This window comes from Streptomyces sp. NPDC005141 (assembly GCF_053599975.1).
In genome coordinates, this window is record NZ_JBSFYW010000056.1 from 1 (window position 1) to 20,125 (window position 20,125).

At 70.1% G+C, this 20,125-nt stretch carries 21 protein-coding genes; 14 read left to right on the top strand and 7 right to left on the bottom strand.

Annotation, left to right across the window (positions count from 1 at the left end; all coding sequences use genetic code 11):
- The 5 genes from ACWD68_RS32400 to ACWD68_RS32420 all read left to right on the top strand — a co-directional run.
- Positions 1 to 160: acetyl-CoA carboxylase biotin carboxyl carrier protein subunit (locus tag ACWD68_RS32400; protein ID WP_451810069.1), on the top strand; the 160-nt coding region annotated here is incomplete at its 5' end.
- 66 nt (positions 161 to 226) lie between these two features.
- Positions 227 to 1,225 (top strand): DMT family transporter, encoded by a 999-nt coding sequence (locus ACWD68_RS32405; protein ID WP_451810015.1) that lies wholly within the window; start codon positions 227 to 229, stop codon positions 1,223 to 1,225.
- The gene (locus ACWD68_RS32410; protein WP_451810016.1) at positions 1,195 to 1,779 is read left to right on the top strand and encodes an NADPH-dependent FMN reductase; all 585 of its coding nucleotides are present in this window, start codon (positions 1,195 to 1,197) and stop codon (positions 1,777 to 1,779) included. The genes ACWD68_RS32405 and ACWD68_RS32410 overlap by 31 nt, the downstream gene beginning before the upstream one ends.
- 41 nt (positions 1,780 to 1,820) lie before the next feature.
- The gene (locus ACWD68_RS32415) at positions 1,821 to 2,702 is read left to right on the top strand and encodes an alpha/beta hydrolase (protein ID WP_451810070.1); all 882 of its coding nucleotides are present in this window, start codon (positions 1,821 to 1,823) and stop codon (positions 2,700 to 2,702) included.
- Positions 2,699 to 4,063, top strand: a complete 1,365-nt coding sequence (locus tag ACWD68_RS32420; protein WP_451810017.1) for an MFS transporter — start codon at positions 2,699 to 2,701, stop codon at positions 4,061 to 4,063. The genes ACWD68_RS32415 and ACWD68_RS32420 overlap by 4 nt, the downstream gene beginning before the upstream one ends.
- Positions 4,064 to 4,311: 248 nt before the next feature.
- Here ACWD68_RS32420 and ACWD68_RS32425 read toward each other — a convergent pair whose 3' ends face one another.
- Positions 4,312 to 4,770: a nuclear transport factor 2 family protein gene (locus tag ACWD68_RS32425; protein ID WP_451810018.1), complete on the bottom strand. Its 459-nt coding sequence runs from the start codon at positions 4,768 to 4,770 to the stop codon at positions 4,312 to 4,314.
- 248 nt (positions 4,771 to 5,018) lie between these two features.
- Here ACWD68_RS32425 and ACWD68_RS32430 point away from each other — a divergent pair, with 248 nt between their 5' ends.
- From ACWD68_RS32430 to ACWD68_RS32440, 3 genes are all read left to right on the top strand, one after another.
- The gene (locus ACWD68_RS32430) at positions 5,019 to 5,468 is read left to right on the top strand and encodes a Clp protease N-terminal domain-containing protein (protein WP_451810019.1); all 450 of its coding nucleotides are present in this window, start codon (positions 5,019 to 5,021) and stop codon (positions 5,466 to 5,468) included.
- 438 nt (positions 5,469 to 5,906) lie between these two features.
- The gene (locus tag ACWD68_RS32435) at positions 5,907 to 7,520 is read left to right on the top strand and encodes an alpha/beta hydrolase (RefSeq protein ID WP_451810020.1); all 1,614 of its coding nucleotides are present in this window, start codon (positions 5,907 to 5,909) and stop codon (positions 7,518 to 7,520) included.
- A 460-nt stretch (positions 7,521 to 7,980) separates the two neighbouring features.
- Entirely contained in the window at positions 7,981 to 9,903 is a 1,923-nt protein-coding gene (locus ACWD68_RS32440; protein WP_451810021.1) for a glycoside hydrolase family 5 protein, read from the top strand.
- A gap of 617 nt (positions 9,904 to 10,520) precedes the next feature.
- On the opposite strand, the gene ACWD68_RS32445 is transcribed toward ACWD68_RS32440, so the two are convergent.
- From ACWD68_RS32445 to ACWD68_RS32455, 3 genes are all read right to left on the bottom strand, one after another.
- Positions 10,521 to 11,240 (bottom strand): DinB family protein, encoded by a 720-nt coding sequence (locus ACWD68_RS32445; RefSeq protein WP_451810022.1) that lies wholly within the window; start codon positions 11,238 to 11,240, stop codon positions 10,521 to 10,523.
- 438 nt (positions 11,241 to 11,678) lie between these two features.
- A complete protein-coding gene (locus ACWD68_RS32450) occupies positions 11,679 to 12,359 on the bottom strand; it encodes an alpha/beta fold hydrolase (protein ID WP_451810023.1) in 681 nt (226 codons plus the stop codon).
- A gap of 125 nt (positions 12,360 to 12,484) precedes the next feature.
- Positions 12,485 to 13,618: a hypothetical protein gene (locus tag ACWD68_RS32455; RefSeq protein ID WP_451810024.1), complete on the bottom strand. Its 1,134-nt coding sequence runs from the start codon at positions 13,616 to 13,618 to the stop codon at positions 12,485 to 12,487.
- A 397-nt stretch (positions 13,619 to 14,015) separates the two neighbouring features.
- Here ACWD68_RS32455 and ACWD68_RS32460 point away from each other — a divergent pair, with 397 nt between their 5' ends.
- Positions 14,016 to 14,708: a hypothetical protein gene (locus ACWD68_RS32460; protein ID WP_451810025.1), complete on the top strand. Its 693-nt coding sequence runs from the start codon at positions 14,016 to 14,018 to the stop codon at positions 14,706 to 14,708.
- Between the two features lie 269 nt (positions 14,709 to 14,977).
- Here ACWD68_RS32460 and ACWD68_RS32465 read toward each other — a convergent pair whose 3' ends face one another.
- Positions 14,978 to 15,295 (bottom strand): winged helix-turn-helix transcriptional regulator, encoded by a 318-nt coding sequence (locus tag ACWD68_RS32465; protein WP_451810026.1) that lies wholly within the window; start codon positions 15,293 to 15,295, stop codon positions 14,978 to 14,980.
- Between the two features lie 98 nt (positions 15,296 to 15,393).
- Here ACWD68_RS32465 and ACWD68_RS32470 point away from each other — a divergent pair, with 98 nt between their 5' ends.
- The 4 genes from ACWD68_RS32470 (at position 15,394) to ACWD68_RS32485 (ending at position 18,254) form a co-directional block, all read left to right on the top strand.
- The gene (locus ACWD68_RS32470) at positions 15,394 to 16,047 is read left to right on the top strand and encodes an NADPH-dependent F420 reductase (protein WP_451810027.1); all 654 of its coding nucleotides are present in this window, start codon (positions 15,394 to 15,396) and stop codon (positions 16,045 to 16,047) included.
- 50 nt (positions 16,048 to 16,097) lie between these two features.
- Complete coding sequence (locus ACWD68_RS32475; RefSeq protein ID WP_451810028.1) at positions 16,098 to 16,856, top strand: TetR/AcrR family transcriptional regulator; 759 nt, start codon at positions 16,098 to 16,100, stop codon at positions 16,854 to 16,856.
- Between the two features lie 125 nt (positions 16,857 to 16,981).
- Positions 16,982 to 17,236, top strand: a complete 255-nt coding sequence (locus tag ACWD68_RS32480; RefSeq protein ID WP_451810029.1) for a hypothetical protein — start codon at positions 16,982 to 16,984, stop codon at positions 17,234 to 17,236.
- Positions 17,237 to 17,273: 37 nt separating this feature from the next.
- Positions 17,274 to 18,254 carry a patatin-like phospholipase family protein gene (locus ACWD68_RS32485; protein ID WP_451810030.1) on the top strand — a complete coding sequence of 327 codons (981 nt, stop codon included), beginning with the start codon at positions 17,274 to 17,276 and terminating at the stop codon, positions 18,252 to 18,254.
- Between the two features lie 89 nt (positions 18,255 to 18,343).
- Here ACWD68_RS32485 and ACWD68_RS32490 read toward each other — a convergent pair whose 3' ends face one another.
- Complete coding sequence (locus tag ACWD68_RS32490) at positions 18,344 to 19,012, bottom strand: DNA alkylation repair protein (RefSeq protein WP_451810031.1); 669 nt, start codon at positions 19,010 to 19,012, stop codon at positions 18,344 to 18,346.
- Between the two features lie 185 nt (positions 19,013 to 19,197).
- Between ACWD68_RS32490 and ACWD68_RS32495 the strand changes: the two genes are divergently transcribed.
- Complete coding sequence (locus tag ACWD68_RS32495) at positions 19,198 to 19,650, top strand: FG-GAP-like repeat-containing protein (RefSeq protein WP_451810032.1); 453 nt, start codon at positions 19,198 to 19,200, stop codon at positions 19,648 to 19,650.
- On the opposite strand, the gene ACWD68_RS32500 is transcribed toward ACWD68_RS32495, so the two are convergent.
- A complete protein-coding gene (locus tag ACWD68_RS32500) occupies positions 19,631 to 20,059 on the bottom strand; it encodes an organic hydroperoxide resistance protein (RefSeq protein ID WP_451810033.1) in 429 nt (142 codons plus the stop codon). The two genes, ACWD68_RS32495 and ACWD68_RS32500, sit on opposite strands and share 20 nt — an antisense overlap.
- Positions 20,060 to 20,125: the final 66 nt, after the last annotated feature.

Below are 20,125 nucleotides of genomic sequence, written 5' to 3' on the forward strand. Positions count from 1 at the left end.
GGGCCAGGAGGTCAAGGAGGGCGACCTCGTCGTCGTCCTCGAGGCCATGAAGATGGAACAGCCCCTCAACGCCCACCGCTCCGGCACCATCAAGGATCTGGTCGCCGAGGTCGGCGCCTCGTTCACCTCGGGCGCCCCGATCTGCGAGATCAAGGACTGAACGGATGAGGACGGTCCACAGCGGGGTTCGCGGCACGGCGCCGGACGCGGTGCGGAGGCGCGGGCGATGAGTGCCTTGGCGTTGTCGGTGCTGCTGTGTCTGGTGTCGGCGCTCTGTTATGCCGTGGGGGCGTTGCTCCAGGAGCGGGTCGCCGTCGCGGCGCGCCGGCCGGCCGTGCACGCGACTCTCTGCTCCGGCCTCTGGTGGGCCGCGCTCACGCTCAACGGCGGGGGTGGACTCCTCCACGTGCTCGCCCTGCGCTGGGGGCCCCTGACCCTCGTACAGCCGCTGGGCGCGCTCACCATCGTGTTCGCCCTGCCCCTGGCAGCGCTGGGCCACGGCGAAGGGGCAGGCCGGGCAGGGGCGGGGCGGGCCGCGTGGGCAGGAGTGGGACTCGTCGCCGGCGGTCTGGCGGTGCTGACCGCGATGGTCGACACGGGGCCGGGCGGCGTGCTGTCCGTCCGGGACCAGTCGGTGATCGCGGGACTGGGCATCGCCGGTGTGGTCCTGCTGGCCGTCACCGCGGCCGGGATGCGGTGGGCCGCGGGGCGGAGCGCGGTGCTTGCCGCGGCCGCGGGTGTGGCGTTCGGTGTGGCGTCGGTCCACGTCAAGGCGGTCGTGGACGGCTGGGGCGTCCTCGGCGCGGGCGCCGAGGCGGCAGGCCTGTGCCTCACGGCGTTGATGGCCGTGGCGGGGCTGGCCGCGTCCCAGGCCTCGTACCGCGGTGCCGGCCTCACGGTGCCGCTCGTGACGACGACGCTGGTCAATCCGGTCGTCGCGTCCCTGATCGGTGTCGCCGTCATGGACGACGGATTCCGCTACGGCGCCGCCGGACTTCCGCTGGTGGTGACGGCCGCCGGCACGGCGGCCGTCGGACTGCTGGCGCTGGTCCGCGACCGGGCGGTCCGCGAAGGCACCGGGCGCCCCGAGGGATCGGTCCCGGTGGCCTCCGGCGTGCCGCGCGCGTCCCCCGGGGAGCGTGTGCCCTGCCTGTCAGCCCATGGAAGAAGTCCCGATGTCATGAGAGGCCAGTCATGCACGAAGAGCCCCTACGTCTCGCAGTGATCACCAGCAGTCCCCCGGAGAGCAGTTCGGGTCCCGTCGTCGCCCGATGGCTGACGCGGCAGGCCGAGCAGTTCGGCGTGTTCAGCGTCGACGTGATCGACGCCGTGGAGGCCGATCTGCCGGTGGTGGTCTCCCCGGCCCGTGCCGCGGAGGCGCGGGACCGACTCGACGAGGTGGCGACACGGATCGAGGCGGCCGACGCCTATGTGGTCGTCACCGCCGAGTACAACCACGGCTGCCCCGCCGTCCTGAAGAGCGTCATCGACTGGCATCCCACGCAGTGGCGCGGCAAGCCGGTCTCCTTCGTCTCGTACGGAGGCCGCTCCCGGGGGCTGCGAGCGGTGGAGCAGCTGCGGCAGACCTTCGCCGAACTCCACGTGGCGACCCTGCGCGACGGCGTCAGCCTGGCGGACGCGCGAAGCCACTTCGACGAGGACGGCAATCCGAGGGACGCCCCGGGTCTCGACGCGGCGGTGAAGACCATGCTCGGCCAGCTGATGTGGTGGGCCGCCGCGCTCCAACAGGCGCGCGAGCGACGCCCGTTCGCGGCGTGAACACGAAGGAGACGACGGTGGCAAGGCTGGAGACCCCGGGCATGCAGCGGACGTACGCGACCAGGACGTCCGGGGTCACGGACGTCACCCTCGACGCGGGCGGCATCACCCTGTCGGGACTGCACATCGAGCCGCCGGGCCCGTCACCCCGGGCGGTCGTGGTCGCCGTGCACGGCGGCGGAATGACGGCCGGGTACTTCGACGGGCAGGCGCATCCGAGCGTGTCGCTGCTGGGGCTGGGGGCACGCCTCGGCTTCTCGGTACTGAGCCTGGACCGGCCCGGCTACGGCCGCTCCGCCCGCGACATCCCGCACGGACAGAGCCTCACCGAGCAGTCGGCCACCCTGCACGCGGCGCTCGACGACTACGCGCGCCGGTTCCCGACGGGTGCGGGATTCCTGTTGGTCGCTCACTCCTTCGGCGGCAAGGTGGCGCTGACGGCTGCCGCCGACGACGTGCGGGGCCGGCTCATCGGCCTCGACATCTCCGGCTGCGGCCACCGCTACGCCACCGAGTCCAGGGAGCCGCCCGGTGTCCTCGCCCGCGACTCCTGGAAGTGGCACTGGGGGCCCCTGCGGCTGTACCCGCCCAACAGTTTCCGCTACAGCCGCCCCCTGCTGGCGCCCATGCCCCCGGTGGAGGAGCAGGAGCTGCAGCAGTGGTCGCGGTCCTTTCCGGGCGTCGCCGCACGGGTCCGGGTGCCGGTCCGGTTCACCTTCGCGGAGTACGAGAACTGGTGGCTGCACGACGCCGACGCGCTCGCGGACATGACCAGCCATCTGCGGGAGACCACCGTCACCATGGACAGGCAGCCGGACGCGGGCCACAACATCAGCCTCGGGTGGGCCGCGCGCTCCTACCACCTGCGCGTCCTGGCCTTCCTGGAGGAACTGCTCGCGCGGCGCGGGCAGGCCGGCGCGTGAGACAGGAGACGCCCCGGCGATCCGCGCGCACGACTGGGCCCGTCCCTCGGGTCAAGGCCATCGGCCGGTCCCTGTCGGTACGCAACTTCAGGCTGTTCTTCACCGGCCAGCTCATCTCGGTCATGGGCACCTGGATGATGATCGTCACGCAGGACTGGCTGGTGCTGTCCCTGTCCGACGACTCGGCCACCGTCCTCGGCATCGTCACAGCCCTCCAGTTCGCCCCCATGCTGTTCCTCTCGCTGTACGGAGGCCGGCTCGCCGACCGCCACGACAAGCGCACGATTCTCGTCGCGGCCAACCTCGTCTCGGGTGCCGTGTCGATGACCCTGGCTCCCTTGGTGATCACGGGAGCCGTGCGCGTATGGCACGTGTGCGCGCTGGCCTTCTGCCTCGGCGTGGTCAACGCGATCGAGACGCCGACCCGGATGTCCTTCGTGCACGAGATGGTCGGCGCCGAACTCCTGCCCAACGCCTCGGCTTTGAGCGCCGCCTACTTCAATCTGGCACGCATCTTCGGGCCCGCGATCGGCGGCCTCTTGATCACCTGGCTCGGCATCGGAGCCGTGTCGGTGCTCAACGCGGTCAGCTACCTGGCCACCGTGGCGGCGCTGCTGATGATGCGCCCCGCGGAACTGCTGCGGGGGAGGAGCACCGCGCGGGACGGACGCTCCGTCGACGCGCTGCGGTATGTCGCATCGCGCCCCGACCTGCTCCTGCCCCTCCTCACGGTCGCCCTCGTCGCCCTATTCGGCCTGAACTTCCAGCTCACCCTGCCGCTGCTCGCCAAGACGGTCTTCCACGCCGACGCCGGGTCCTTCGGGCTGTTCACCTCCGCCGTCGCCGCGGGATCGCTCATCGGCGCCCTGATCGGCACGGGACGCAAGGGGCGCCCGTCGGCGGTGCTGGTGGCCGGAGCGGCCGTCGCCTTCGGTACGGCCGAGGCACTGACCGGGCTCGCTCCGGGGCAGGGCACCGCCCTGGTCCTGCTGGCCGTCACGGGCTTCACCGCCCTCTTCTTCACCCAGGCCGTCAACCACCGCGTGCAACTCGGCTCGGCCCCCGGCTTCCGCGGTCGGATCCTGGCGCTCTACACCCTGCTGCTGCAAGGATCGACGCCCTTCGGCGCTCTCCTGACGGGCTGGATCGCCGCCCGCCACGGCGCTCGCGCGGCCCTCGTCGCCGGCGGCGTGATCTCCTTGGTCACCGGTCTCGCCGCCCTGGCCTTCCTCGCGCTCCGCGCTTCCCGGCAGGGAGGGGCCGATGCCCCCGCGCGTGCCCCGGTGGCGTCAGGGATGTCCGGTCCCGGCGCTGGGCAGGACCGGACGGAAACACCCGCGGCGAAGAGGAGGACCCGCTGACGGGCACGACGCGCGCTCGACGCGGCCGTGGAATACGCCTCGGACGCCGGGTGCTGAAAGAGTGCCCGCCCTCGGCGGAACGGGCATCCCCGGAGGGAGTCTGCGCGTTGGAACCCGAACCGAGCCCGGCGACGACGACCAGGGACGGTCCCGTGCGCTCCGGGCCACGCCTTCGTCCTGCCGGATCAGATCGATCGATCGGGGGGAGCGGATCCCGACGTCCCGCGGGGACGTCGGGATCCGCTGGATCACTCGGCCGCCGCGGGGAGTTGCGGCGCCGTGCCGGACATCCATATCGGCCGGACAGAGGTCCGGGAGAAGCGCCACCCGTCGGCCGTGCGACGCAGGTCCACATCCCACACGCCGCCGACGGTGAACAGGGGGTCGAGACCCTCCCCGAGCTTCTTGAGCGTGGACTCGTGGTGGATATGGGTCATCAGGGAGTTCCACGACGCCGTGGCGCCGTCGCCGTCGCCCTCGATGAGGATGTCCGTGTTCATGTACTGGATGACGGCCCAGTCCTCCACGGCCTGCTGCGACTGGCGCACGGCCTCCGCGCCCACCGCGGTCCCGTGCGGGCTCTCCGCCCTGACGTCATCGGTGAAGTATTCCTTGCCCCAATCCCCTTCGAAGCGCCGCTCATTGAGAGCACGGAAAAACCGGCTGATGAGTACAGTGATTGCGATGTCGTCCTCTTGAGTGGTCATGTCGTAAACAATCCGCTTCAGCCCGATGCACCGTCAAGTAGGTATTTGGTCAGCCGACCGTCGAGAAATGGTTGGATGGGTAGTAGGGTCGGCAAAGCGGTCTATGATTGCGACACGCATCGAAGGCCGACGGCGCGTCACATGCGGTCTGACGCAAGGCGTTTGACCTGCTCAACAGCGTGCGCAAATGGTGCGGAGCGGCGGCCGCTCGGCCGCCGGAATTAGAGACGAAGTGAAGGGAATTCCCCATGCCGGTGCAGTACACCGATCGCCTGGCGACTGGAGAGCGAGCGGCGAGCGAGCTTGCCGCCGCGCAGCGCAGTCCCGAATTATTCACCATTCATCTGCTGACCGTTCTCAGTGCGCAGGATGATTCCACTTTCTCGGCCCTGCTCGTTGCCAACGGCGTGGATCTGGCGGCTTTCCATGAATTCTCCGCCAATCGCAGCCGCCAGATGATTCCGCCGGTGTCCCGGACGTCCGCGGACGACATCCGGCCGAGCCAGGAGCACGCGGCTCTGCTGGAGGGTGCGGTCGCCGAGATGGGGGAGATCGGCGACAGCCGGCTCGGCACCGAGCATCTGCTGCTGGCGGCGCTCAAGTACCGTCCCGGCAAGGGCGCCTGGGCCGTCTTCGGTCTCTCCTACGCTCCGGTCCGCAAGAGCTTGGACGCACTGAGGAAGAACACGACGGTGTGACCACGGGGAGGTCATCCGGCCGGCGTGTCACACACCGCTGTCCGGATGACCGCCGCGTCGCCGATCTGTTCGTGGCTCCGCCGCGGGTGATGGCCGGGCGGCCGGTCCTGGGTGTTGGAGTGCGAATGCGAACTCGGCCACGCGCACCGGTGAGTTCAGCGGTCGGTCCACGCTGATGTCTGCCGTCTGCCGTCTGCCGTCTGCCGTCCGCGGTCCGCCGGTCAGTCGGTCCGCCGGTCCGTTGGTTCGACGCGGGTTGCGGTCCCTGCCACCTCGATCGCACGCTCGCGCCGCGCGCGATGCCATGACGCGTGCCGCGACTGGGCCATTCGGCTTCCCCTGCCTCGCGCCCGTTGCCGGACTTCGGTGTCGTAGTCCCCGAAGCGCGCCGGCATCCGCACGGGCGGCATCGGGCGCTCGGCCGTGAAAGGACCAGGCATGCACAGATCGGTATCCAGAGGGAGCCGTCGCAGGGGCGCGGCGGCGGTCGCCGCGGCGGTGGCGTTCTCGACGGCACTGGCCGGGCAGCACTTTGCCGCCGCCGACACCGGAGCATCTTCCGCGCCGGCCCTGAAGCTGCACTGGAGAGCGTGCGTCCAGGGCAGCCCGTTCGACTGCGCGACCGCGCGGGTGCCGCTGGACTACCGCGACCCCCGCGGGCGGACCATCGAACTGGCGGTCGTGAAGCGGAAGGCGACCGGACCCGGTCGGCGTATCGGCACCCTGTTCTTCAACCCCGGCGGACCCGGCGGGCCGGGAACGGTCCAGATGCCGCCGGAGTACGGCTTCTTCCCCGAGAAGGTGCGGGAGCGGTTCGACATCGTCAGCTGGGACCCCCGCGGGATCGGTAACAGCACCGCGGTGAACTGTTTTGAAAGCCCCGAGGAAGCCGCGGCCTGGAACGCGAGCAAACCGGCCGGCTTCCCGGTCGGCCGGCAGGAACAGAAGCAGTGGGTCGCCGCATACAGGGAACTGGGTCGCCTCTGTGAAGAGCGTGACCCCGAGTTGCTGCGGCATGTGTCGACCGAGGACACCGCTCGCGACCTCGATCAGCTCCGCGGGGCGGTCAGCGACCCGAAGCTCACCTACCTCGGGATCTCCTACGGCACGATCCTCGGCGCCACCTACGCCAACCTCTTCCCCTCCCGAGTCCGTGCCATGACTCTCGACAGCAACATCTCCCCGACGGCCTGGACGAACAACGCCTCCGACGACGCCCGGCTGCCGACGTTCCTGCTCATGGGCTCGGACGGCAGCGCCGCAGCCACCCTGGACCAGTTCCTGAAGCACTGCGGATCCGACTCGGCCCGGTGTGCCTTCTCCGCCGGCAGCCCGCAAGCCACCCGGAAGAAGTTCGACGAGCTGATGAACCGCCTCCGGCAGCGTCCGGTGGGCCCATGGACGTACGCCAGAACGGTGAGCGACGCGATCAGCAGCCTCTACATCGTCAACCCCGGATGGACGGAACTGGCCGTCCGGCTCCAGGACCTGTGGCAGGGCCGTGTGCCGCAGCCCGCCGCGACCCCCTCCGCCCCTTCGCTCCCGGTCGCGGTCCCGTATCTGGGTGAGGAGCAGGCGGCTGCCGTGCTCTGCGGAGACAGCCCCAATCCACGTGATCCGCGCGTCTATCCCCGGCTCGAGCAGGCCAGTGCGGCCCGGACGGGCGACGCCGGACGGCATTGGACGTGGGCCGCCGAGCCGTGTGCCACCTGGCCGGCGGTGGCCGCGAACCGCTACACCGGCCCGTGGAACAAGCCGACCGCGAAGCCCATCCTGGTCGTCGGGACGGCCTACGACCCCTCCACGCCCTACAGCAACGCGCAGGCCATGGCCAGGGAACTGGCCGACGCCCGCCTGCTCACCAACACCGGGTACGGGCACACGGCACTGCTCAATCCCAGCAGCTGCATCAACGCGCACGAGAGCCGCTACTTCATCGACGGCACCCTCCCTCGGCCCGGAACGAAGTGCGAACAGGACACCCCGCCCTTCTCCGCAGCCGTGTCGCGCACAGGCGCCGTCACCGGCAAGGGCGGACCGGACCCGCGCTGACAGGCGTCGGCGGGATCGTTCGGGCGAGTCGGGCTGGTTCAAGGGCGGCGCTCTCGATGCGGGCGTGAACGCCCTGGGTTTCGCGCTAGATCATGCTGAACCATCGCCCGAGGTTCGGTCGTCCCGCTAGGCTCCGGTACCTTCCTGTGGTCAGTGGGAAGGATGAAGTCGCCGTGGCGTAGCCGACGTTGCGGTCATGAGCGTCCCTCCAAGATCGTGTCATCGCGACCCGACCTGAGGTGACACCCGGCTCTCCCCGAACCGGTGGCCACCGCCCGCACCAGCCGCACCAGAGCCGCACGCGCACGTTCGCCCAAGAGACGTGCCCAAGAGTCGCATCCGCCCGTCAGGCACGAACTCACCGACGACCCAGCACACTTGGGCAGGGCGCTTGGGCACTTGGGCGCCGGTCGGCCAAGACTCCCATGTCCGCGCACCAACACCCACTCACAGAGGTCTGATGCCCACTCTCAGATTTGGCAAGTACCTGACATTGGCGGCCGCGGCCCTCCTGCTGCTGGCCACGGCCCCAGGAGCGGTCGCCGCCACCGCTGACCCGGTGGGCACCGCGCCGACGGCTTCCGCCGGAGCACAGGCGACCGAGACGTGGCAACCCCCCTTGTCCACGCGCGGACGGTACGTCGTCGACGCCGATGGCAACCGTTTCCGGCTGAAGTCGGCCAACTGGGACGGTGCGCAGGGCTCCTGGACGGGCAGCGGGAGCACCACCGACCCGGCCAACCATCACGCCGGACAGAACTCCTACGGCATCCCCCTCGGCCTGGACCGTGTCCCCCTGCCCCAACTGCTCGCCGACTTCCACCGGCTCGGCATCAACAGCATCCGGCTGCCCTTCTCCAACGAGATGATCCGTACGACGACGCCGGTTCCGGACGTCGCCCTCACGGCCAACCCGGGGCTGCGCGGCAGAACACCCTTGCAGGTCTACGACGCCGTGGTCGCCGCCCTCACCCAGGACGGGTTCGCGGTCATCCTCAACAACCACACCAACACCTCGCGATGGTGCTGCGGCATCGACGGCAACGAACGGTGGAACAGCGGGCAGTCGACCCAGCAGTGGGCGGACGACTGGGTCTTCATGGCCCGCCGCTACGCCGGTGACCCGCGCGTGGTGGGCGCCGACCTCTACAACGAGGTACGCCGCGACGTACTGGACGACCCCAACTGGGGCCTGGGTGACGCCCACGACTGGTACGCGGCCGCCCAGCTCGCCGCCGACCGCATCCTCGCCGAGGCCAACCCCGACCTCCTCATCGTCATCGAGGGGATCAACTGGACCGGTCTGCCGGTCGACGGGTTCCCGCACGGCCGCCCCACCCTCACCCCCGCGCGCACGCTCTCGCACACCCTCGTCGCCACGCACAAGCTCGTGTACTCCGCCCACTTCTACGGATACACCGGCCCCAACCACAGCGGCGCGACCGGGATCGGCGAAACCCACGACGCGCGCTACCAGGACCTCACACGCGACCAGCTCCGCCAAGTCCTCGACGACCAGGCCTTCTTCGTCTCCTCGGAGGGAAAGCAGCACTTCACCGCGCCGGTGTGGGTCAGCGAGTTCGGCATCGGAGCGGGTGAGACCGGCACCGCCGCCCGTACCTGGTTCGGCAACATCACCGACTACTTCGCCGACCGCGACGCCGACTTCGCCTACTGGCCGCTCGTAGGGTGGGAGGGCCACGACGACTGGTCCCTGCTGCGCTACGACACCTCGGGCAACCGGTACGGCATCCTCGACCAGACCGACTGGCGCGCGACCGCGTGGAACCGGCTCATGACCGCGCCGACGCGCACCGGGTCCGTCGCCGCGGTCCCCAGCTGGCGCATGCTCGCCACCGATCACGGCGACTACGTCCAGTCGCTCCGGGTGCGGGCGAACGGAGACTGGAACTCGGGTGCTTCCAAGGCCACTTGCCCCGACGGCCAGCGGCTGATCGGGCTCGGCCACAGCGGCGTTCGCGGGCTGTGCACCGACGTCTCCACCGGCGACCTTCGCGCCGCGGGCAACACGCAGACGGTCGTCACCGACGAACGCCATGTTCCCGCGGGCGGCGACTGGGCATCCGGCTACACCAAGTTGCAGTGTCCCGCGGGGAACTTCCTCATCGGCTACAGCCGGCGCGGTGGCCGGACGTCGGCGGCCCTCTGCGTTCCCGCCGGGCACGCGCTGGCGGGCGCCGGGCGAACCGTGTGGTTCGACCGGTCCGACAACCGCCCCGCCGACGCCGCCGGTGGCGACTTCGCCAACGGCGACTACAAGGGCCAGTGCGGCGACGACGAGTACGCCGCCGGGATCGCCTTCACCACGCGCCTGGGCGCCAACCCGGGCCCAGCCGCACTGCTCTGCCGCAAACTGACCTGATCACCACTCCGCCGCTGTCAAGGCCGCGCGTCATCCCTGGTGGCCGCGGCCGACGGGACCGGTGTGGGGCGCCACTTCCGCGGCGCCCCACACCCGGCATCAGGGGAGATCGCGGATGATCAACCGCTCCCACGGTCAAGGAAGAGGTGCTCGCGCGGCTTCGCTGTGGCAGAGGGGGACTCGGATGGCGGAGGACGACGACCCACCAGCGGACTGGGGTGCGGGAGAGCGCCGCATGTGGGAGGCGTATCGCCGCGGCGACTGGTGCGAAGACGTGAGGGGGGTTCCGCACTGGATCATGCTGAAGGACCGGCGAATCGGCACTGTCGTACCCCCGCTCCGCGAGGGCCGGCGGTTTCCGCGGCACGTCCCTTCGAAGCCGCGCGGCGGAACGTATCCCCCGGGGCGGAATCTCGTTGAAGAGGTCATCGCGCAAACGCCCCCGACGGTTGCGCGGCACGTGAGGGCCCGAATCCCTGCCCGGTCTCGGGCCCTCACACCCGTCCGCCGTGAACTGAGCCGGCCAGGCGATGTCAGTGCCTGCCCGTACGGTCTTCTCATGGGTGATCAATGGGCAGGTGTACGGGAACGCAGGTGCACGGGAACCCCTCACCGGCCTAGCCGGAAGTGGTGGAGCGGGTCCGCCACAGGTCGCGGAGCAACGCGATCTCGGCCATGTGGTGGATGAATTCGAGGTTGGCCCCCGCCAGCACGGCGATGAAGGGGTCGTCGGGGTCGGAGCCGTACGGGTACTGCGAGAAGCCGACCGTGTCGAGCTGCTCGTCGGTGACGGCGCCGACGCTGTCGCGCCAGCGGTCGATCAGCGCCCAGAACCGCTCGAGTGCCAGGGGCGCCGAGGGAGTGAAGTCGGTCAGCAGCTTCGGTTCGTGCCGCCGCTCACCGAAGGTCCACTCCCAGCCGCCGGCGAAGTGGAAGTGCAGGTGCCCCAGCCGCCACGCGATGGTCGTGACCGGCGTTTCGTCGGGTTCCGGCGCGCCGGTGTGGGCCAGGATCTGCTCCACCCGCTCGACACTCACGCTCCAGTCATCGGCGATCTTGGCCACGCTCATACCGCCGGCGGCCTGCCAGGCCACCTCGGCGTACTCGTTCGCCGGGATGTCCGCTGCGCCGAGGTCGAGCACCCACTCGCCCGGACCGAACGCCCTGGGTGTCGTCGCCTGGTCCCGGCGTCTGATCGACCAGCTTCCGGGCACCGGCTCCCACAGGTACTCCTCGTCGCCGAGCCCCGCCAGCCGCACCTGGGCCATCTCCCTGGCGTGGTCGAACTGGTCGAGCAGCAAGCCCAGTCGGTCGGTCCGCGCGCCCTCGATCTGCATGCCCGGTTCCTCTCGCGTTCGCGTCTCGCATCTCACTGCGCTCAGGCGGAAGTTAGCGGCTCGCTCCCCGGGGCGCGACCGATTTCCTCGTCCACCGGCCGGTGCCGCACCACGCACAGCGCCGTGTTCCGGGAGGTTCAGGTTCTGCGGAGGACGCGGCCCGAACCGGCCGCGACGGTGGTCGCCAGCAGCCGGCCGGTACCGACGAAGATGATCGCCACCCACTGCATGGCCCCGCTCGGGCCGTACGCCCGCTCCTGGCCGAGGTCGACGAGCGGGAGCAGTAGATCGAGGGTGTAGACGACCGACGGGTAGTGGGGATAGTTACCGTCGCCGACGGGTGTGGGCGGCCACGTCCCGAAGAGCGTGGGACCGATGGTCAGAGGGCACGCCAGGAGTCATCCGGCCCGCATCGGGCCCCGGTCGTTCACGGCCGGGTCAAGTCGACGGCAGATATCCGATGAGTCGGTCGACGAGGGGGACCGGGTGCGACAGCGCGGCCAGGTGCCCACCGGGAATCGTCTCGGCCTCGACCCCGAGGCGGTCGTGGGCGACTCGGCGCTGGAACTCCAGGGGGAAGAACCGGTCCTCGGCTGCGGCAAGTACGTGTGTGGTCACGTCGGGCCATTTCTCGATGTCGCAGGGCTGGCTGAAGGTGATGTCGGCCTCGGGTTGCTGGTGATCCGCTCCGGCGGCGGCGACTTCGGCCGGGACGTCATGCAGGAAGTAGGTGTCCAGGTCGAATTCCGCGGTGTATCCGCCCGCTTCGGCCGCGGCGACGCGGGCCGGCTCTGAACCGGTGTTGCCCCACCACTGCCCGGGCGTCTCGCCCGGCAGCGGAATCATCGCGTTGACGAGCACCAGCCGTTCCACGGGGGTGCGGGCGCAGGCCATCGGCGCGGTGAAGCCGCCCATCGACTGGGCCACCAGTACGACGCCGCGGCGATCACCGATAGCCGCAACGACCGCCTCGGCGTACTCGGGCAGCCCCGAGGACTCGTCGGCGCCGGGCAGATCGACGGAGACCACCTCGTGCCCCCGGCTCCGCAACCCGGACACCACACGATGCCAGTACCAGGCCGAACCCCCGGCCCCGGGAACCAGGACGAACATGCGCATCCTCACTTCCATCGGCTTCACCCTCAGGACATATAGACCGCAGGGAGCGACGAAAATCATCGGTCGCCGCCCCGTGTGTTCGTATGTGGCCTACTGCGACGTCACGAGGGATGGAACTCGTACCGTCACCGGGGGATCTCGGAGGTGTCAGGGCCCCCGGTCAGCCGCAGTGTCACGAGGGCCGCCATCCCCGCAGCGGTGCCGAAGGTGAGAGCGGCCGGGACACCGACGCCGAGCTTCGAGAAGAGGTGGACCGGGCCCCACACGGTGCCCGTGTCGTCGATCGCCATGTGCAACGCTTGGCTCGCCAACAGCCCCAGCACGGTTGCGCAGACCGCGCCGATCGCCATCGCCGGAACCGTGGTCCGTGTGAGCAGGCCGGGCAGGAGTCGCAGGGCCCACCACACGACGGCCAGCACCAGCACGTCGGCGGCCCGGTAGAGCAGCCAGTCGCCGAGAGGTGTGGTCGCCGGGCCCGTCCAGCCGCCGAGCAACAGCCACTGACGCAGCAGGTCACCGGGTTCGGACAGCAGCCCTCCGCCGCCGAACGAGGTCTGGATCCGTGCCGCCACCGCATCGTACGAGAGGATCACCAGCGACAGCGCGACCACCGCGGTCCCGGCGCTCGCGGCCAGGCGGGCGGCGCACGGTGGCACACCCCGCCGGGGCAGCGGGTCCTCACCCTTGGCCGTGACACGCGCCACGAGCACCGTGAGCAGGGCGGTCAACAGGGCCGTGAGCACCACGACCGGCCCGCTCGACGCAATGACGCTCGCCAGTTGCGGCAGGACCCGGTAGCTGCCGTGCTCCCGGGACGCGAGCAGCCACGGAGCGGAGACGGTCACGGCCAGCGTCCCGGCCACCGGCCCCCAGGCCCAGAGCGCGAGCAGCGTGGCCGGCGTACGGCCCTGCGTCGGCGGAATCCTGCGGATCAGGAGCAGCGCGCCGGCCAGGAAGAACACGAAGACCGCCACGAATCTGATCTGCATCGCGGTGCCGTACAGCCCGGCGTACTGGGTGCTTCCGCTCAGGGTCGTGTCTCCGCCGGCGGCCCCGGGCCCGTCGGACCACAGGTCCGCCGGGGGGTTGTACGACCAGGGTGCGAGCCATCGCGTGAGTTCGCTCGCGGACTGGGCGTCGAACACGCTTGTGGTGCCGCGCAGTTGCAGTGCCTGTGTGCTTGCTCCCGCCCACCACAGCAACATGGTGATCACCAGGCCTCCGACCAGTGCCGGTATCACCGCGCGCCGATATGTCATGTGCCTTCCCCCGCCTCGGGCCTGCACCCGTGAGTGTTTCGATCAAGGGAAGAGTAGGGGTTGATGATCGCTGACGACACACGTCCGGCCGGGCGGCCGACTGCTCCCGCCCCAGCCGCCGTTGCCCCGAGCTCCTCGCGCCTCCGGGATCAAGAGTTCCGGTCCGGCGCTCTACGTTCTCGACCGTTCGTAGCCGTCAAGGGGGCCGCAACCAAGGCCAGTTGTACGGCGTGTGATCTGGTGGGGCAGCTGTCGTCCGTCCCGATCCGAACCCGAAAGCGAAGGGGTGCCGATGACAGAGGATCCTGCCGGGGATGTGACGTCGCAGGCCGGACCTGGCCTCAGGCGGACCGGGACAGTGAGGGCGCGCGTAGTCCGTGTGGTGTTCCGCCTTGTCATGGCTGCTCTGATCGTGCTTCTCGCCGTACGCACCTACGAGGAGACGGCCGTGGCACTCGCGCGGTCGAACGGTTCGCTGCGCACGGTCGGGGCCACCGTCACCGGGCTGACCGGCCACACAGAGTCCGGGAGGGAGGGCGGAGGCCAGGACGGCGGCAGCGGTATCTGGTTTGTCCACACCGAGTACACGATCGAACTGCGTGTCGGTGACGAGCTGAAGACGGTGGACGGCGTCCCGGATGATTCGGCGCACGCCCTTCAGGAGGGACAGCGGGTCGAGGCGGGGTTGTGGCACGGGCGGGTCGTGGAGATCGACGGGCGCGACGTGTGGCCCGGCTGGCACCCCGGCGGGTGGGACATCGCACTGTTCGTGCTGTACCCACTGATCATGGGCTATCTGATGGCCCTCGCCGTGGCGGCCTTCGCGTATGTGATCTGCCGCCGTGGCCCGGTGCGGCTGGAGCGGCGCGAGCGGTCCGGGCCCTGGCTGCTCGGGTTCTTCGTCGGGGTTGCGGCGATCTTCGTACTCATCGTGTGTGCGGCCTTCGGGATCCGCCCCGTGTTCTGGCCGCTCGTTCCCGTCGGTGCCGGGACCGTGGCCGCGCTGGTGAGAGTGCCCGTGGTGATACGACGGATCCGGGCAGCCCGCACCATGGACGTACCCGGCGGGAGCCGATCGGCCGCGGTGTGAGGGCGTACTGCGGAGCCCGAGGACGGCGACGCGGTGGAGTGACCGACCGGTCGGCCCGGAGCGCGGTCATGGAATCGCTGCCGACTTGTGTTCCGGGCCGTTCCGTCGACCTGGGACAGGAACCGTCGAATACCTGATGATCCGTCATGGAGTAGTCCCGTCAGGCCTGTCGATCAGGACCGAGTTCGTACCCGTACCGTCCGCCCGCGCCCCGACCTGCGCCAGTGTCCTGCTTCGTTCCGCGGACCGGACATCCGGCCAGCGGACCGTTACGGCTCCTTCGCGGTCGCCTGGCTGTCCGATCGCGTTCGGGCCGCGCTCTCCTGGGCCTCGAGAAGCGCGTCGCCGTGCTCGACCGCCCAGCGCCCGAGCTCCCTCATCGGGCCCTCGACCAGACTCTGTCCCAGGGTGGTAAGGCTGTACTCGACACGAGGCGGTGCCTCGGCGTGCGCCTGACGGTCGATCAGACCGTCGGAGAGCAGGCGACGCAAGGTGTCGGTCAGGACCTTGTCGCTGATGCCGCCGATCGTCGCGCGCAGTCGGCAGTCGGCGACCAACTCGTAGCAGTGGGCTTCGTGTTCAGTCATCGCACCGCCATCATCGCGCGCCGGTCACGCACTGATCGGTGCGTAACGCCCTCCCTACCGTAACCACTCGACCGACAACTGTTGGAGAGGGAGCGGCGATGCGCATCGGGATTCTGGGGACGGGGACACTGGCGGCGGCACTGGGGGAGGGCTGGGCACGTGCGGGGCACGACGTGGCGATCGGCGGACGCTCGCCGTCCGTGGCGGAGAACCTGGCCGAGCGGCTGGGACACGGGGTGCTCGCCGTCTCGCGGCGCGAGGTGGCCACGGGGCGCGACGCGGTGCTGCTCGCCGTGACCTGGGACGGCGTCGAGGACATGCTGGGACTGGCGGGTGCGTCCGACGGCGTGCTCGAGGGGACACCGCTGATCGATCCCACGAACGCCGTGGCGCACAGTGTCGGTGCGCTGCTCACGGGACACGGCGAGTCGATGGCGGGGCGGATCGCCGAGCTCGCTCCAGGAGCCCATGTCGTCAAAGCGTTTCATCTCTTTCCCGCCGACCAGTGGACGAGCTCACCAGCCAGTGGCCGATCCCGTGTGACCGTGGCGATGTGCGGAGACGATGCGGCCGCACTGCGCGTGGTCGGCGAGCTGGTCCGCGATGTCGGCGGGGCACCCGCGACTCTCGGAGCGCTGGATCGCGTCCGTCAACTGGAGGAGGTGGCGGGGTTTGTCATCGGGCTGGCGTTCGCAGGCTTCGACCCCAACTCCGCGATCCCGCGTGTCCCTTCACCGGCTGCGACGAAGTGATCCGGTGTCCACGCCGGTCCGGGAGCTTCGGGCCGACACCCGTGCGTCCGGTGGGCACACCCCGCCGCATCCGTCGCCGCCGTACCCAGCTGTCGGCCCGCCTCGCCGGCCGACGGCCGGTCGACGACAGTGCAGGTAAAGTGGGGTGCGGCGTTGACCACCACGGACCCATGAAGGCAAGACCTGTGCGGGAGCAAGCGAGCGTGCTCAGCGATCGAGAGTCGGACGCTCCGGTGGTCGGCCGATCGGCCCAGGCCGCGGCGACCCGTCAGCAGATCGTCGAGACGGCGCAGCGCCTCTTCTCCGACCGCGGCTACCAGGCGACCTCGTTGCAGGCCATCGCGAACGAAATGGGTCTCACCAAGGCCGCTGTCTACTACCACTTCCGAACCAAGGCACAGATCCTCCAGGCCTCGCTCGATCCGGCGGTGGAGGAAATGACGGTGCTTTTGGACGAGTTGGCGGGCATGACATCGCGTCGGGAGAAGCTGGACGCGTATGCCGTCGGCTGGGTCGACTTCCTGGTGCGCAACCGTGAACTGGGAACCATGCTCCTGCACGATCCCGAGATCCGGGCCGCCAGTATCTACGCCGAGAACGACGGGCGAAGGCGTCGCGTCCTGCGGGTTCTGTTCGGCAACTCACCCACGCCGGCGGAGCGCATGGCCTACGTGATGTGCGTGTGGATGCTGGAAGGGCTCGGCGAACTGTCCGACCTATCGGACGATGATCTGAGGGTCACCCTTCTCCTGACCGCCCGGGGTCTCCTCGCCGTTCCCGGCGGCGAAGCGAGATCCGGCGAGGCGTGAGCCGACGTCCGTGAACGACGTGACCGATTTCGCTAGCCAATGGCTAGTGAGTGGCTACTCGCTGGTAAAGTTGAGTGCGGGTTCGTGACGTCGAGGAGCGAAGGGCGATGGTGAAGGTGGCGGGCATGCTATTGCGGAGTCGTGGGTCGGGCCGGCTGCCCGGCCTGCGAGAGTTCTCCCGTGCCGCCGCCGCGGAGACCAACAGCGCCGATGCCGCGGCTCGGATCGTCGAGAGCCACCTGGGCCGGAAGGGCCGCCGCGCCCTGTTGAGCTCGGTCAAGACCGCCGTCACCGACAGAAGCGACGCAGCCGCCCCCTGGCAACCGAGCGGCGACCCGGCCTGGCGCTCGCGCCGCGCCGCTCCGACCCCGCGCGCATGACACCGCACCCGAGCAGTCCCTTGGAGCTCTGACCGAGATGACGACGACCGCCTCCACCCCCGCCGCGACGCCCGGGTCCGAGCAGCCGCACCCGGTCTGGCGCGTGCTCACGGAACGCGCGCGGGTCGGCAGCCGACCCGGTGCACGTGCCGATGGGCACCGCGTCGCGCTGGCCATCGAGGGCGGCGGCATGCGGGGAATCATCGCCGGCGGCATGGCCCTGGCCCTGCACGAACTCGGGCTGACCAACAGTTTCGACGCCGTCTACGGTGCCTCGGCCGGAGCCGCCTCCGGGGCGTGGCTGCTGAGCAGCAGCCCGGAATCACTGCGCTTCTGGGCGGTGCCCAAGTACGCCAGGACGCTGATCCGGCGCTCCAACCCGCTGCGCGGGCGCCCGCTCGTGGACCTGCACGCCTTCTACGAGGTGCTCTACCGCTACGGCGACCAGGACTGCGCGCCCATGGACTTCGCCTCGATCCTGGCCAACCACATCGAGTACCACCCGCTGGCCACCGACGCCGCCACCGGGGATTCCACCGACCTGCGGCCCTTCATCGGCGACGACGCGGAGTTGCGCCTGGCGCTGCGGGCCAGCGCCGCCCTGCCCCTGCTGGCGGGCGACCCCGTGATGATGCGCGGGCGCCGGTTCTATGACGCGGGCGTCTCGGAATCCGTGCCGTACCGGACCGCGCTGGTTCAGGGCGCGACCCATGTCATGGTGCTGCGATCCCGGCGTGCGATCGACGTCGCGCGGCCGTCGCGCTCCGCACCGATCATCGCCAGGACTCTGCTGCGCCGTGAGCCCGTGGCCTTGCGCCAGGTGTTCCTCGACCGCGAAGTGCGTCTGGCCGAAGACGATGCCCGCCTGGCCCACCACTCGGCCGTCGTCTCGATCCGCCCCGCCCCGGACTCGCCGCCGGTCGGCCGCCTGGCGCGGGAGGGTGATCTCCTCGAAACCGCGTTGGACGCGGGGCGCGCCGCCGTCCACGCGGCCTACAGCGACCTGAGCGACGCCTGAACGCCCAGCGGCGACTGACCGATCCGCGAACCCTCGCCGCTTCGATCACTTCATGCCCAAGTCTGGCCCTCCGTTGTCCGGCCCCCTCCTCAAGCGTCCTGTCGGCGCACCATCTCGGTGATCCAGATCGGTGCGAACGGGGACGTACAGCCCGGGGACGTCGGGTAGTCCTTGAGCACTTCCAAGCGCTCACCGATGTCGATGGCACGGGCGCGATGCTCGGCGTGCTCGATCCCGATCTGAGCCAGGCAGTGGTTCATCGCCCACTGCAGGCGATCCGGGGCGCCTTTCATCTCCGCCTCGATGACGTCGAGCAGTCCGGGGAGGTCGAGTCCCTCGGGCTTCTTCGCCACGCGTTCGGTGGTCAGCGCCCAGCCGGCACCGGCGACCGCGGGATCCGGATCGGCGGACCAGGCCAGGCGCAGTTCTTCCGAGTGCGGGTTCTTCTTCACCACGTAGTTCACGAGCCAGTCGTGCACCTTGGGTGTGCGCGCCTCGCGCACCATGGCGTCCAAATCGTCCCGCCCGAACGCCCTCGGGCGGCAGATCAGGATCGCCAGCAGTCTCGCCGCGGTGTCCTCCGTCTCCCAGAGCCGGCACGCGAGATCCGGCTGCGTCTTCAGCCGCTTCGCGAGCGCGCGCAGCTTGCTGAGGTTCACCCCGTGATCGTCACCGTGTCTCTCGTTCACCGCGCGTGCCTTGGGGTCCTCGAGCCCGGCCAGCTCGGCCAACACCTCGGCCACCGTCGTCTCGGCCACCCTCGGCCTCCCGTCCACTACCTGCAGGATTCTGCCGACGAGGCACGTCGGCCTCCTGGATCGTACGAGAACTGCTCGGTGTGGCCCTCGCTTGAGCTGCACACCGCACGACGTCCCCGGATGTTCACCACCGGGGCTGCTCACGGCCGGACCTCCCGTCCGGCCTGCCCTCTGCCCGGGCGGTCGTGGAGGCAGCTGCCACCCGGGCTGAGATCCCGCAGCCAGCCTCCAAGGCGGGGCCCGAACAGACGCAGCTGCTCCGCGCCGATCTGGACCACGACGGCTACACCGACCTGGTCCAGGCCCCGGAGCGACACAGTCCGGCCGTGCTCTGGGGCGGGCCGCGCGGTGTGGGCGACCCGCAGCCGCTCACAGGGGCGCCCAGGAGTCCCGCGGCCATCGGGGACTTCGACGGGGACGGCGACGCCGACCTGTTCATCCCGGGCGGCACCACGGGTCCGGAGGGCACGGTCGGGTACGGCCCCATCAAGCGCGGCGGCGTACCCGACCACGTCCAAAAGGTGACCAACGGGCGCTGGCCGGACTCACTTCCGGCCCGCTTCCTCGCCGGCGACTTCGACGGCGACAAGGCCACCGATCTGGCGCGCGGGGCCGGTGTCACAGGTGGGTGCCGTTGACCACCAGCGCGACGTCGATGTTGTCGCGCGTGGCGTGGGAGTACGGGCAGATCCGATGGGCCGTCTCGACCAGTTGGACCGCTTGCTCGTCGGTGATCGAGGGCAGCGAGATCCGCAGTTCGACGCCGAGCTGAAAGCGGCCGCCGTCGACCGGCGCCAGTGAGACCGACGAGTCGATCTCCGCGTCGTCCGCCTTGAGTTCGCCGAGCTGCCCGACCAGGGCGAGTGTCGTACCGAAGCAGGCGGCGTATCCGATCGCGAAGAGCTGCTCGGGGTTCGCCCCCTCACCGTCGCCGCCCAACTCCTTGGGCTGCCGCAGATCCAGGTCCAGCCGCCCGTCGTTCGTGCGTCCGTGGCCGTTCCTGCCGCCGGCGACGTGCGCATGGGCCGTGTAGAGCGCCTTGGTCATCCTGACTCCCTTCAGTGCTACCGAAATATGAATCTGACACTTCAAAAACAAGAAGTCAACGGCCTA

What these genes read in the sequence shown, in the direction of transcription:
- ACWD68_RS32500 (WP_451810033.1), bottom strand. Translation starts at nt 20,059, where the DNA reads ATGACCAAGGCGCTCTACACGGCCCATGCGCACGTCGCCGGCGGCAGG.
- ACWD68_RS32410 (WP_451810016.1), top strand. Translation starts at nt 1,195, where the DNA reads ATGCACGAAGAGCCCCTACGTCTCGCAGTGATCACCAGCAGTCCCCCG.
- ACWD68_RS32435 (WP_451810020.1), top strand. Translation starts at nt 5,907, where the DNA reads ATGCACAGATCGGTATCCAGAGGGAGCCGTCGCAGGGGCGCGGCGGCG.
- ACWD68_RS32485 (WP_451810030.1), top strand. Translation starts at nt 17,274, where the DNA reads ATGACGACGACCGCCTCCACCCCCGCCGCGACGCCCGGGTCCGAGCAG.
- ACWD68_RS32450 (WP_451810023.1), bottom strand. Translation starts at nt 12,359, where the DNA reads ATGCGCATGTTCGTCCTGGTTCCCGGGGCCGGGGGTTCGGCCTGGTAC.
- ACWD68_RS32455 (WP_451810024.1), bottom strand. Translation starts at nt 13,618, where the DNA reads ATGACATATCGGCGCGCGGTGATACCGGCACTGGTCGGAGGCCTGGTG.
- ACWD68_RS32415 (WP_451810070.1), top strand. Translation starts at nt 1,821, where the DNA reads ATGCAGCGGACGTACGCGACCAGGACGTCCGGGGTCACGGACGTCACC.
- ACWD68_RS32405 (WP_451810015.1), top strand. Translation starts at nt 227, where the DNA reads ATGAGTGCCTTGGCGTTGTCGGTGCTGCTGTGTCTGGTGTCGGCGCTC.
- ACWD68_RS32465 (WP_451810026.1), bottom strand. Translation starts at nt 15,295, where the DNA reads ATGACTGAACACGAAGCCCACTGCTACGAGTTGGTCGCCGACTGCCGA.
- ACWD68_RS32470 (WP_451810027.1), top strand. Translation starts at nt 15,394, where the DNA reads ATGCGCATCGGGATTCTGGGGACGGGGACACTGGCGGCGGCACTGGGG.
- ACWD68_RS32460 (WP_451810025.1), top strand. Translation starts at nt 14,016, where the DNA reads ATGGCTGCTCTGATCGTGCTTCTCGCCGTACGCACCTACGAGGAGACG.
- ACWD68_RS32445 (WP_451810022.1), bottom strand. Translation starts at nt 11,240, where the DNA reads ATGCAGATCGAGGGCGCGCGGACCGACCGACTGGGCTTGCTGCTCGAC.
- ACWD68_RS32430 (WP_451810019.1), top strand. Translation starts at nt 5,019, where the DNA reads ATGCCGGTGCAGTACACCGATCGCCTGGCGACTGGAGAGCGAGCGGCG.
- ACWD68_RS32440 (WP_451810021.1), top strand. Translation starts at nt 7,981, where the DNA reads ATGCCCACTCTCAGATTTGGCAAGTACCTGACATTGGCGGCCGCGGCC.
- ACWD68_RS32425 (WP_451810018.1), bottom strand. Translation starts at nt 4,770, where the DNA reads ATGACCACTCAAGAGGACGACATCGCAATCACTGTACTCATCAGCCGG.
- ACWD68_RS32480 (WP_451810029.1), top strand. Translation starts at nt 16,982, where the DNA reads ATGCTATTGCGGAGTCGTGGGTCGGGCCGGCTGCCCGGCCTGCGAGAG.